Below are 11,302 nucleotides of genomic sequence, written 5' to 3'. Positions count from 1 at the left end.
ACATGCACGAGGGCCGGCCGCCTGTCGGCGACCGGCCCTCTCCCTTGCACCAAGAGTGTCCTGCAATCACATTCCGCAGGCGGTGCCACAGCAAACACCGTCTGCACGAACGACTGTATAACGAAGCGGTAACGGGGCGCCAGCCTCTCCGGAGGTGGTTCGCTGCGAGTTCACCAAGAGCAGTCGCTCCGGTTCAGAAGAGGTCGGGCGACGGGGTGGACGCGTACCGGACCGCGACGTCGGCGTGGCGGTCGAAGCGGTAGCCGACGCCGCGCACGGTCCGGACGATCTCCTCGAACGCGCCGAGCTTCGAGCGCAGTCGGCGGACGTGCACGTCGATGGTGCGCTCGTTCGGGGTCTCGTCCTCGCCGTCCGACCAGAGGCCCTCGATGATGGCCGAACGGTCGACGGTCTGGCCCTCACGGAGGACCAGGAACTGCAGGAGCTCGAACTCCTTGTAGGTCAGCGGTGCGGCCTCACCGTCGAGCGTCACGCGCTTCCGGGAGATGTCGATGACGACCCCGGTCTCCTCGGGCTCGGGCTTCTCGGCCTGCTTGCGGGCTGCGACCGCGGAACGGTCCTGCAGGGCGAGGCGGACGACGTCGACGTCGCGCCCACCGGAGTGCTCGGCGGCGACGGCGACCGCTGCGTACGTCTCGGACGACGGGACGAGCTGCTCCGTGAGGGCCTTCAACTGCTCGACCACGGCGGCGAGGGTCGTGCCTGCGGCGGCGGCCTTGGCCTCGTCGATGCCGACGTACAGGGCGAAGCCGCGGGCCTCGGTGCCTTCCGGGAGCGCTCGGTTCCGCTGCGGAGCCACCACGGGGCTCGTCGGCACGGTGGCCGGCCCGGACGCCGCCGGGGAGGCCGGACGCGGGCGGATCGGCGTGACGGTGCCGAGTTCGGTCGGAGCCGAGGCGGTGCGGAGTGCGGTGCGGGGCTGGGCGATGGTGAGCGACATGGTGGTTCTCCGGGCGGTGTGGCCGGTGCGCGGGTGGCGCGGCGGCCGGTGTCGAATGCGTCATCCCGGGTGCGGCGGTACGCCGATGCGCCCTGCGGTCCTGCGGCGGACCGGGGCAGACCCGGGGGAACGGGAGACAGACCTCGTGACGTGGTGCGCGTCGCCGACGGTGTCCGTCACCCGGGGATCACGCGCTCGCGACGGGGATGGTGTCGCGGGGGATCCGGCTGGAACGGGTGCCGATCAGGCACACATTCGACAACGCATGACTGCCATGGCCGGCATCATCGTGCCGACGGTCCCCACTGCCCCTGCGGAGGAGCACGCCTCGGAGAGGACGCGGGTGGACACGGTTGCAGTCATGGGACGAGTATCGGCGGTATACCAACGCGGTGTCAACCGTCCGCGTGGACGGTGCGGTGAGCGCGACCGCGCGGCCGTCGAGCGCCACGCCCGTTCTTTCCCATTGCGCCCGCGATGGGAAGTCGAATCGGGCATACCGGGTGGAAAGGAACGACCGGGTACGCCCGGAACGACCCGGTACGCCCGGAACGACCCGGTACGCCCGAAACGACCCGGTACGCCCGAAACGACCCGGTACGCCCGAAACGACCGGGTACGCCCGAAACGACCGGGTACGCCCGGAACGGGCGGGTACGCCCGGTACGGGCGGGTACGCCCGGTACGGGCGGTACGGCCGTCGCGTCGCGCGCCAGGACGGACTGGAGGCGCGGTGCCAGCCGGCACCGCGCCTCCAGTCCGAGACGTGGCGGGTCTGCGCTACTCGGCCAGGCCGTAGAGCCGGTCGCCGGCGTCGCCGAGCCCCGGCACGATGTAGCCGTTCTCGTCGAGCTTCTCGTCGAGCGCACCGAGGACGATCGAGACGTTGCGGTCACCGACGGCCTGCTCGACCATGGCGAGCCCTTCGGGGGCACCGAGGATGCACACGCACGTGACCTCTTCCGCGCCGCGGGCGAACAGGAAGTCGATCGCGGCGGCGAGGGTGCCACCGGTGGCGAGCATCGGGTCGAGGACGAAGCACTGTCGCCCGGACAGGTCGTCGGGCAGGCGCTCGGCGTAGGTCTGCGGCTCGAGCGTCTCTTCGTTGCGGGCCATGCCGAGGAAGCCGACCTCGGCCGTCGGGACGAGCTTGACCATGCCCTCGAGCATGCCGAGCCCGGCGCGGAGGATCGGGACGACGAGCGGTCTGGGCTTGGCGATCGCGACGCCCATGGTGTGCGCCACCGGGGTGTCGATCGGCGTCGCCGTGACCCGGACGCCCCGCGTTGCCTCGTACGCGAGGAGCGTGACGAGCTCTTCGGTCAGGGCGCGGAACGTGGGGGAGGGCGTCGTACGGTCGCGGAGCACCGAGAGCTTGTGGGTGATGAGCGGGTGGTCGGCGACGTGGACTCGCATAGGGTCGAGCCTAGCGTGCCGCCGACCGTCAGGAGGTCCCGTGGAGCAGCCAGCAGCCCGCCCGTTCGTCCCGGCGATGGAGCGTGCCCTCGACGAGGCCAGGCGGTGCCTGGACACCGGCGACGTCCCGGTCGGCGCCGTGGTGCTCGACCGCGACGGCGTCGTGGTCGCCACCGGCCGGAACGAGCGCGAGGCGCGGCAGGACCCGACGGCGCACGCCGAGGTGCTCGCGCTCCGGGCCGCTGCGGCCGTCACGGGGGACTGGCACCTCGAGGAGCACACGCTGGTGGTCACGCTCGAGCCCTGCCCGATGTGCGCCGGCGCCGTCATGGCAGCACGGGTGCCCCGGGTCGTCTTCGGCGCGTGGGACCCGAAGGCCGGTGCCAGCGGCAGCGTCTACGACATCGCCAGGGACCGCCGGTTGCCGCACCGCTCCGAGGTGATCGGCGGCGTGCTCGAGGCGGCCTGCGCCGGGCTCCTCGACGACTTCTTCAGTCTGCGGCGAGGATGACGATCGCCTCGGTCGGCGGCTGCGGCCCGGTGCGCAGGACGTCGGGTTCGACGTAGATCACCCGGGCGATGGGCACGGCGCTCCGGACTCGCTGCTCGACGGCATCGATGCCCGCCGCGACGTCCCCGAGCCGGCGGTCCCCGTCGACGGCGACCTTCACCCCGACCATGAGTTCGTCCGGGCCGAGGTACAGGGTCTTGAGGTGGATGATCGAGTCGACCTCGGGGCCGTCGAGCACCGCCTCCTTGATGCGCTCGACGTCGGCGGCGGTCGCTCCCTCGCCCACGAGCAGGCTCTTCGTCTCGATGCCGAGCACCACCGCGACGGCGATGAGCAGCGCCGCGATGAGCATCGTGCCGATCGCGTCGAACACCCCGTTGCCGGTGATCGCCGTCAGCCCTACCCCGAAGAGCGCGAACACCAGACCGAGCAGGGCCGCGGTGTCCTCGAGCATCACGACGGGCAGCTCGGGCGCCTTGGCGCGACGGACGAACTGCACCCAGCTCTGCGAGCCCTTCTGCGGCCGGGCCTCCTTCAGGGCGGTGCGGAGCGAGAAGCCCTCGAGCCCGATGGCGATCACGAGCACGACGAGGGGTAGCCACCAGTTCTCGAGCGGGTGCGGGTGGGCGAGCTTCTCGATGCCCTCGTAGAGCGAGAAGACGCCGCCGACCGAGAACAGGATGATCGAGACGACGAAGGCGTACACGTAGCGTTCACGCCCGTAGCCGAACGGGTGCTCCTGGTCCGCCGCGCGGCGCGCCTTGCGACCGCCGAGCAGCAGCAGGAGCTGGTTGGCCGAGTCGGCCAGCGAGTGCACGCCCTCGGCCAGCATCGACGCCGATCCGCTGATCGCCGCCGCGATGAACTTCACGATCGCGATGCCGATGTTGGCACCGAGTGCGGCGAAGATCGCCTTCGTGCCTCCGGAAGCGCTCACAGCTGTCCCCTTCTCGTGGTCTGCGACACGATCCTAGGCGGGCGGCGTCGGTAGGGTCGGGAGCATGACGATCGACCTGCCCCGCACCGCCCTGCTCGGGGTCGGCTCCATGTCCGGCGCGGTCCTCGACGGCCTGCTCGCCGCGGGACTCGACCCGGCCACCGTGACCCTCACCACGAAGTCCGAGGGATCAGCGGCGGCCCACCGGGAACGCGGCCTCGACGCCACCGCGAGCGACACCGACCCCGCGGCGAACCGCTCGGCCGTCCGCGGTGCCGCCCTCGTCGTGGTCGGCGTGAAGCCGTACATGATCGCGGACCTGCTGGACGAGGTCGCCGGGGACCTGGAGCCCGGCGCCGTCCTGGTCAGCGTCGCCGTCGGGACCACCACCGCGAGCATGGAAGCGCGCGTGCCCGCCGGAGTCCGGGTCGTCCGCGCCCTGCCGAACACCCCCGTCGGCGTCGGCCACGGCGTCACCGGCATCAGCGCCGGCACGTCGGCGGACGCCGAGGCCGTCGCCCTCGCATCGTCGGTGTTCACCGCCTCGGGTGAGGTCATCGAGGTACCCGAGTCGCAGCTCGACGCCCTGTCCGCCGTGTCCGGGTCCGGTCCCGCCTACGTCTTCCTGTTGGTCGAGCAGTGGCAGCGCGCCGCCGAGGAGCTCGGTTTCACCCACGACCAGGCAGCGACGATGGTGCAGGGCACCGTCCGCGGCGCGGTCGAGCTGCTCGAGCGGTCCGGCCGGGAGCCCGCCGACCTGCGCCGTGCGGTGACGAGCCCGAAGGGCACGACGGAGCGTGCCGTCGCGGTGCTGCAGGAGGCCGACCTGGCGGACACGCTGCTGCGTGCGTCGCGTGCCGCGATCGCGCGTGCCGAGGAGATCGCCGCGTCCTAGAAGCATCCCCAGTGCGGACGCTGCCCCCTCCCTCGCAGGCTCGGTCGGCGCGGCCCGCGTGCCGCTGGCGCGGCACCGCTGAGCGGGCCGCGCTACTCGTACGCGGCGAAGCGCTCCAGGTCGGTCTCGGAACCCGAGACGATGATGACGTCGTCCTCGCCGATGATGCTCTCCGGCGTGGCGGGCACGAAGGGGCTGCCCGGCGGCTTGATGCCGAGCACGGTCAGGCCGAACCGGGTGCGGATGACCGTGGTGGCGAGGTCCTTGCCGCGGACCGCGCGCGGCGGGAACATCTTGACCACGGCGAAGTCGTCGTCGAACTCGATGAAGTCGAGCATGCGGCCGGAGACCAGGTGGGCGGTTCGCTCGCCGGCCTCCCGCTCGGGGTAGACGACGTGGTTCGCGCCGATGCGGGACAGGATCGTGCCGTGCGACCGGCTGATGGCCTTCGCCCAGATCTGCGGGACGCCGAGGTCGACCAGGTTCGCGGTGATGAGGACGCTCGACTCCAGGTCGCTGCCCGTGCCGACGACGGCGATGGCGAAGTCCTGCGCGCCGATCTGCCGGAGCGCGTCGATGTCCGTGGCGTCGGCCTGCACCGCGTGGGTGACCCGGTCGGACCACTTCTGCACCAGGCCGGCGTCGGTGTCGACGACGAGCACCTCGCGGTCCTGGCGTTCGAGCTGGCCGGCGGTGGCGGCCCCGAAGCGACCGAGCCCGATGACGAGGACGGGAGCGTCGTGACTGATGGCACCGTGCTGGTGCGGCGAACGGTTTCGGTCAGCCAACGATCGGCCTCTCCTCGGGACGGCGGAACAGTTGCCGGCTCTGGCTGGCGGCCAGGGCAGCGGCGATGGTCACTGTACCGACCCGGCCGAGGAACATGGTGGCGGCGAGGACGTACTTGCCGGACTCGGGGAGGTTCGCGGACACCCCGGAGGACAGCCCACTGGTCGAGAACGCCGAGATCACCTCGAACAGGACGCGGTCGAGGGAGTCGTCGGTGATCTGCAGGAGCACGACGGTCGCGACCGCCACGATCGTCGCTCCCCAGAGCACGATGGCGACCGCGACCCGCAGGACGTCGCTGGGGATGCGGCGGCCGAACGCCTCCATGCTCTGCCGGCCGCGGGCCTCGGCGACCGCGGCGAGGAACAGCACAGCGAGGGTCGTCACCTTGATGCCGCCCGCGGTCGACGCGGACCCGCCGCCGATGAACATGAGCATGTCGGTGACGAGCAGGCTCGAGCCGTTGAGCTGGTCGAAATCGACGAGCGAGAAGCCGCCCGACCGGGTCATGGTCGACAGGAACAGGGCCTGGAACGCGGTGCGCCCGGCGCCCTCCTTGCCGAAGGTCGTGGAGTTGGATGCCTCGAGCGCGATGTAGACGACCGCGCCGCCGACGAGCAGGATCGCGCTCGTGGCGAGGGTCAGCTTGACGTGGATCGGCCAGCGCCGCGGGGTGCGCAGCTGCTTGGTCAGCGCGCGGATCACCGGGAACCCGATGGACCCGGCCACGACACCGATCATCAGGAGCGTCAGGAACCAGTAGTCGTGCGCGAACGGGTCGAGGCCGTCGGCGTTGGGCGAGAACCCGGTGTTCGTGAAGGCCATCGCCGCGTAGTAGAAGGAGTCGCCGACCGCGGTCCAGAACGGGATGCCGGCGATGAGCACCGACGGCAGGAGGAGCAGACCGAGGACGATCTCGATCGAGAGCGTGCTCACCGCCACCGTCGCGAGCAGGGTGCCGACCTCGCCGAGCCGCACCGCCTGCCCCTCCGGGACGGCCCCGTGGTGGGTGCGGAGCGGGTTCGAATCGCCGGCGGCCATCAGCTTGGCGCGCAGGCCGAGCTTGCGGGTGACGAAGAGGCCGAGGATCGACGCGAAGGTCAGCACACCGACGGCGCCGATCTGGGTGCCGATGACCACGAGGACCTTGCCGAACACCGACCAGTGCGTCGCCATGTCGACCGTGGCCAGCCCGGTGACGCAGACCACCGACGCGGCGGTGAACAGCGCGTCCGAGAAGTGTGTGCCCCGCCCGTCGGTCGAGGCCCACGGGGTCATGAACAGCACCGTGAACAGGAAGATGAGCGCGATGAACACGACGATCGCCAGTCGGGACGGCGACGACCGGAGCACCGTCGCGATCCGGCTCGCGCGCCGTCGGCTGACGCTCACGTGGCGCGGGATCGGCTCGGTTCGGTCGAGCATGCGTATGCCTCCGAGGACATGGGCCGGGACGGTTCGTCATGGTACATCCGCGGTGCCCCGGCTAGCCTTGCCCCCATGGCCGACATCTTCTCCGTCGTGGCGGACCCGACCCGGCGCGAGCTGCTCGGCACCCTGCTGTCCGCCTACGGATCGGACGTCACGGGCGGGGAGCTCAGCGTCGGTCAGCTCGTCCAACGACTCGGTGTCAGCCAGCCCACGGTGTCGAAGCACCTGCGTGTCCTCCGCGACATCGGTCTCGTCACCAGTCGCGAAGAGGGGCAGCACCGGTACTACCGGCTCGACCCGGAGCCGCTCGTCCACCTGGAGGAGTGGGTGCTGCCGTTCACGGGTGCGGTCGACGCCGACGGCACACCCGCCACCACGGCGTGGACGCCCGACGGGCAGCCGGTGTCCGTCCGCCGGAACGGCACGGCAGGCAAGGCCACGGTCGAGGTCGGCACCGAGCTCGGCCGGGTCATGGCCGAGGCGTCCTACCGGGCCACCGCCGCGATCTCCGGGGCGCAGCAGGGCTGGGAGCGCGTGGTGGACCGCAGCCGCAAGCGCTTCACCCGCAAGCCCGACGAGGACTGAGCCCGCGGCGCGGCCGGTGAGCGCGCGACGAGGACTGATCCTGGACACCGAGTCGCACGCGCCTCTACAGTTGCCACTGACCACACAGGTCACACCACTCCCGTGCGCAGCGCGCGTGCGAGCCCCGAAGGCGGACCATGACCGGCAGTTTCGACGACGTGCGCTTCCTCACCGTCGCTGAGGTCGCCGAGATGATGCGCGTCTCGAAGATGACCGTGTACCGGATGGTGCACGCCGGGGAGCTCCCCGCCATCCGCTTCGGCCGCTCCTTCCGCGTCCCCGAGTCGGCCGTCGCCGACGTGCTGCGCGGTGGCGTGGCGGACGTCGGCTGAGCGCGCGTTCGACATCACAGCGGGCAGCCGGTAGACTCGGGCAGGTTGATTTTCCGCGGTCTCTTCGGCCCGGTGTCCGTACATCAGCATCAGTCCGAGCGAGGTCCACATGGGTTCTGTCATCAAGAAGCGTCGTAAGCGCATGGCGAAGAAGAAGCACCGCAAGCTCCTTCGCAAGACGCGTCACCAGCGCCGCAACAAGAAGTAGATCCTCAACAGGTCTGCGCAGGTCGGAGGACCTGCACGAGAAGCCCCGGTTCGCCGGGGCTTTCGCGTTCCCGGACTACGCTGGGACCATGCCCGCAGTGACGTTCCTGACGAAGCCCGGATGCCACCTCTGTGACGACGCCCGACCCGTGGTCGAACGTGTCGTCGCCGAACACCCCGGTGTCACGCTGCAGGAACGCTCGATCCTCGACGACGACGCCCTCCGCCAGGAGTACGCGGAGGACATCCCCGTCGTGCTGATCGACGGGCGCGTCCACAGTAACTGGCACGTCGACGCCGACCGGCTCGCGCGTGCACTCGAGAAGGCCGAGGCCCGCGCATGATCTCCCACGTCGTCTCCTGGTCCCTGCGTGCGGACCTCGACCACACCGCGTCCATCGCCCGCATCCGCGAGCTCCTGACCGGCCTGATCGGCACGATCGAGTCCATCCGCTCGCTCGAGGTCGTCGAGAACGTCGCGTACCCGGACAAGAACCAGGACGTCGCCGTGGTCGCGACCTTCGACGACCTGGCCGGCCTCGACGCCTACCAGGTGCACCCGGAGCACCAGGCCGCGGCAGCGGAGATCCGCGAACTGGTCACGTCGCGGGCCGCCATCGACTGGCAGAGCTGACCCGGGCCTCCCGGCCGCGCGCTCGTCGCTTCGCGTCGCGCTTCCTGAGCAGCAATGGTCGCCTCCCGCATCGGGAGGCGACCATTGCTGCTCACCATGTGCGCGCGGCCTCGCCGCGCAGCGTGGGACCTACGGGGTCAGGCGCGTCGGGCCACGGAACAGGTACGTGACCTCGCGGATCGACGGCTCACCGAGCATGAGCATCAGCACGCGTGCGAGGCCCATGCCGAAACCACCGTGCGGCGGGACGCCGTAGCGGAAGAAGTCGAGGTACCAGCCGAGCTCTTCCGGGTCGAGGCCCTTCTCGACGGCCTGCGCCTCGAGCACGTCGACGCGGTGCTCACGCTGGGCACCGGTGGAGATCTCGGCACCGTTGAAGATGAGGTCGTAGCTGTTGGTGACCGACGGGTCGCCCGGCTTCCGCATGTGGTAGTACGGCCGGATCGAGGCGTCGTACTCCGTGACGAACACGAACTCGGAACCGTGGTGCTCCTTCGCCCAGGCGGCGACGCGGCGCTCGCCCTCGGGGTCCAGGTCGCCGTCGGCGCGGACGACGTCGTAGCCGCTGTCGGCCACGATCTTGCGGGCGTCGGCCAGCGTCACGCGGGGGAACGGCGTCGCGGGGACCTGCAGCTCGAAGCCGAAGACCTCCTCGATGTCCTTGCCGTACTTCTCCTTGACGGCGGTGATGCCGGCGACGAGGACCTCTTCGTGCATCGCCATGACGTCCTCGTGGGACTCGATCCACGAGAACTCGGCGTCGACGCTCGTGAACTCGGTGGCGTGGCGGCTCGTGAACGACGGGTCGGCGCGGAAGGCGTCGGCGATCTCGAACACGGCACCGAAGCCGGCCGGCTGTGCCATCTGCTTGAAGTTCTGCGGGGACTGCGCCAGGTAGGCGGTCGTCTCGAAGTACTCGAGCTGGAAGAGCTCGGCGCGCGACTCGGACGCCGACGCCATCAGCTTCGGGGTGTGGATCTCGATGTAGTCGCGGTCGACCCAGTACGTGCGGAACGCGTGCTCCAGCGTCGTCTGGATGCGGAAGATCAGGTTCTGCTTGCGGTTGCGCAGGTCGAGGAAGCGCCAGTCGAGGCGCTTGTCGAGCGACGAGTCGTCGGCGATCGGGGTCTCCGGGATCGCGGCGCTCACCACCTGCAGTGCACCGATCTTGACCTCGAGCCCGCCGAGCTTCACGCGCTCGTCGTGCTTCAGCGTGCCGGTGACGTGCACGAAGGTCCCGTGCGCCAGGCCGGAGATCTCGTTGGTGGTCGCGAGGGCAGACTGTGCGGCGTCGTCGCCGTCCTCGGCTTCGCGCGTCGCCGGGTTCACGAGCTGGACGGCGCCGGTCTCGTCGCGCAGCACGACGAACTGCACCTTCTTCTGGTCTCGGACGGTCTCGACCCATCCGGCCACGGAGACGGGACCGTCGGGGAGGGCTGCCAGGTCGGCGATGCGGGTGCGTTCGATCACGGTGGTCGAGTCTAACCGCCTGCGTCCAGGGGCGTGGGCGGCAGGACTCCTCCCTCCACAGGGCCGCCTGCGTCCGACGTTGTCCACCGATGGCCGGGAGGCCCGTGGCGGCGTGCGTGGACTCCGTAGCGTTCTCGACGTGGCCGGGTCGCGGGACGAGAGGGGGACCGGGTGGGGACGGGGACGGGGGAGCTCGCGACCTGGCCGCCTGCGGCGGTCGCGACGGTGGTGGCGGCGCTCTCCACGGCGGCGTTCACGCTGCTCGTGGCGGTCGTCGGTGGGCTGTGGGCGGTCATCCGGTGGCGGCGGGACGTCGCGCGTGAACAGCGCGACCGGGCTTGGTCACGATTCGTCTGGGTGGTCGACCACGTCACGGACGCGGACGTGGGTCGTGCCGAGATCGGGAGACTCGTCGCGGGAGCGATGTACAACATGCAGGTTCTTCGCGAGGCCGACGAGGTCATCGGCAAGCTCGTGCTGGAACTGGTGACGGAAGAGGAGCAGACATGACGCAACGGGACCCGGTGAAGGCCTTGTTCGTGCGGCGGGACGAGGAATGGAAGGCGAACGTGCGCAGACGGCACTGGTTCCGGCCATGGCGAGCACGTCGGGTGATCGCCGAGCACGATCGGCTGCGGGAGATGATGGAGGAGATGGCCGAGGCCAAGCGGGAACGGAGCCGCCTCATCGCGGCTGGCGTGCTCGAGGGCTCAGGGGAGCGAAGCGCGGAGTGACCCGAGCGTGCCGACGAATTCTTCGGCCATGCCAGCCCGCTCGACGAGCTTGGCGTGGCGGGCTCTGGCGTCCTCGAGGTACGCGTCGAGGCGGGCCGCCAGCGCTGGTTCGTCCTCGGGGTCCTTCGTCGCGAGGGCGTCGACCACGCGGAGCAGCTCGGCCATCTCGTCGAGCGTGAAGCCGAGGGGCTTCATCCGGCGGATCACGAGCAACCGCTCCAGGTCCTGTGCGGTGTAGACCCGGAACCCGCCCGTGGTGCGCCCGCTCGGCACGAGCAGTCCGACCTCGTCGTAGTGCCGGATCGTGCGCAGGGACATGCCGGCGCGATCGGCGAGTTCACCGATGTGCATCGTGTCGGGGACGTCGTTGGGGCTCACGATGCACAACTCTACCCTCACG

The 11,302-nt window shown here is 70.5% G+C and carries 16 protein-coding genes; 9 read left to right on the top strand and 7 right to left on the bottom strand.

Going from position 1 to position 11,302, the window contains the following annotated elements; all coding sequences use genetic code 11:
- Window positions 1-193: 193 nt before the first annotated feature.
- Together KK097_RS13330 and upp are read right to left on the bottom strand one after the other, a co-directional pair.
- A complete protein-coding gene (locus KK097_RS13330; RefSeq protein ID WP_214545141.1) occupies window positions 194-961 on the bottom strand; it encodes a winged helix-turn-helix domain-containing protein in 768 nt (255 codons plus the stop codon).
- Window positions 962-1,741: 780 nt separating this feature from the next.
- Entirely contained in the window at window positions 1,742-2,377 is a 636-nt protein-coding gene (gene upp, locus KK097_RS13325; protein WP_214545140.1) for a uracil phosphoribosyltransferase, read from the bottom strand.
- A gap of 76 nt (window positions 2,378-2,453) precedes the next feature.
- Between upp and KK097_RS13320 the strand changes: the two genes are divergently transcribed.
- Complete coding sequence (locus KK097_RS13320; protein ID WP_214545155.1) at window positions 2,454-2,888, top strand: nucleoside deaminase; 435 nt, start codon at window positions 2,454-2,456, stop codon at window positions 2,886-2,888.
- Here the strand turns inward: KK097_RS13320 and KK097_RS13315 are convergent.
- On the bottom strand, window positions 2,869-3,825 hold the full coding sequence (locus KK097_RS13315) for a cation diffusion facilitator family transporter (RefSeq protein WP_214529599.1): 957 nt from the start codon (window positions 3,823-3,825) through the stop codon (window positions 2,869-2,871). The two genes, KK097_RS13320 and KK097_RS13315, sit on opposite strands and share 20 nt — an antisense overlap.
- A 64-nt stretch (window positions 3,826-3,889) precedes the next feature.
- Here KK097_RS13315 and proC point away from each other — a divergent pair, with 64 nt between their 5' ends.
- On the top strand, window positions 3,890-4,720 hold the full coding sequence (gene proC / locus KK097_RS13310) for a pyrroline-5-carboxylate reductase (RefSeq protein WP_214545139.1): 831 nt from the start codon (window positions 3,890-3,892) through the stop codon (window positions 4,718-4,720).
- Window positions 4,721-4,812: 92 nt separating this feature from the next.
- Here the strand turns inward: proC and KK097_RS13305 are convergent, their stop codons facing one another.
- Together KK097_RS13305 and KK097_RS13300 are read right to left on the bottom strand one after the other, a co-directional pair.
- Entirely contained in the window at window positions 4,813-5,508 is a 696-nt protein-coding gene (locus KK097_RS13305) for a potassium channel family protein (RefSeq protein ID WP_250892977.1), read from the bottom strand.
- Window positions 5,501-6,934 carry a TrkH family potassium uptake protein gene (locus KK097_RS13300; protein ID WP_214545138.1) on the bottom strand — a complete coding sequence of 478 codons (1,434 nt, stop codon included), beginning with the start codon at window positions 6,932-6,934 and terminating at the stop codon, window positions 5,501-5,503. Before KK097_RS13300 ends, KK097_RS13305 begins: the two co-directional genes overlap by 8 nt.
- A gap of 75 nt (window positions 6,935-7,009) precedes the next feature.
- Here KK097_RS13300 and KK097_RS13295 point away from each other — a divergent pair, with 75 nt between their 5' ends.
- The 5 genes from KK097_RS13295 to KK097_RS13275 all read left to right on the top strand — a co-directional run bounded on the left by KK097_RS13295 (window position 7,010) and on the right by KK097_RS13275 (window position 8,698).
- On the top strand, window positions 7,010-7,525 hold the full coding sequence (locus KK097_RS13295) for an ArsR/SmtB family transcription factor (RefSeq protein ID WP_214529595.1): 516 nt from the start codon (window positions 7,010-7,012) through the stop codon (window positions 7,523-7,525).
- A 137-nt stretch (window positions 7,526-7,662) separates the two neighbouring features.
- Window positions 7,663-7,857: a helix-turn-helix domain-containing protein gene (locus tag KK097_RS13290; RefSeq protein WP_017888579.1), complete on the top strand. Its 195-nt coding sequence runs from the start codon at window positions 7,663-7,665 to the stop codon at window positions 7,855-7,857.
- A gap of 109 nt (window positions 7,858-7,966) precedes the next feature.
- On the top strand, window positions 7,967-8,065 hold the full coding sequence (locus tag KK097_RS13285) for a 30S ribosomal protein bS22 (RefSeq protein ID WP_003792170.1): 99 nt from the start codon (window positions 7,967-7,969) through the stop codon (window positions 8,063-8,065).
- An 88-nt stretch (window positions 8,066-8,153) separates the two neighbouring features.
- Window positions 8,154-8,408 carry a glutaredoxin family protein gene (locus tag KK097_RS13280; protein ID WP_214545137.1) on the top strand — a complete coding sequence of 85 codons (255 nt, stop codon included), beginning with the start codon at window positions 8,154-8,156 and terminating at the stop codon, window positions 8,406-8,408.
- Window positions 8,405-8,698 carry a Dabb family protein gene (locus tag KK097_RS13275; RefSeq protein ID WP_214545136.1) on the top strand — a complete coding sequence of 98 codons (294 nt, stop codon included), beginning with the start codon at window positions 8,405-8,407 and terminating at the stop codon, window positions 8,696-8,698. The genes KK097_RS13280 and KK097_RS13275 overlap by 4 nt, the downstream gene beginning before the upstream one ends.
- Window positions 8,699-8,827: 129 nt before the next feature.
- Here KK097_RS13275 and aspS read toward each other — a convergent pair whose 3' ends face one another.
- Window positions 8,828-10,168 (bottom strand): aspartate--tRNA(Asn) ligase, encoded by a 1,341-nt coding sequence (gene aspS, locus KK097_RS13270; RefSeq protein WP_110861580.1) that lies wholly within the window; start codon window positions 10,166-10,168, stop codon window positions 8,828-8,830.
- Between the two features lie 171 nt (window positions 10,169-10,339).
- Here aspS and KK097_RS13265 point away from each other — a divergent pair, with 171 nt between their 5' ends.
- Both KK097_RS13265 and KK097_RS13260 read left to right on the top strand, forming a co-directional pair.
- Window positions 10,340-10,678: a hypothetical protein gene (locus KK097_RS13265; RefSeq protein ID WP_214545135.1), complete on the top strand. Its 339-nt coding sequence runs from the start codon at window positions 10,340-10,342 to the stop codon at window positions 10,676-10,678.
- A complete protein-coding gene (locus KK097_RS13260) occupies window positions 10,675-10,902 on the top strand; it encodes a hypothetical protein (RefSeq protein WP_138803868.1) in 228 nt (75 codons plus the stop codon). Before KK097_RS13265 ends, KK097_RS13260 begins: the two co-directional genes overlap by 4 nt.
- Here KK097_RS13260 and KK097_RS13255 read toward each other — a convergent pair.
- Entirely contained in the window at window positions 10,879-11,280 is a 402-nt protein-coding gene (locus KK097_RS13255) for a MerR family transcriptional regulator (protein WP_439647655.1), read from the bottom strand. The two genes, KK097_RS13260 and KK097_RS13255, sit on opposite strands and share 24 nt — an antisense overlap.
- Between the last annotated feature and the right edge of the window lie 22 nt (window positions 11,281-11,302).

It is taken from the genome of Curtobacterium flaccumfaciens (genome assembly GCF_018598405.1).
Lineage (GTDB): Bacteria > Actinomycetota > Actinomycetes > Actinomycetales > Microbacteriaceae > Curtobacterium > Curtobacterium aurantiacum.
Note: the sequence above shows the minus strand (reverse complement) of the source record. Positions and strands in the feature narration are given on the sequence as shown.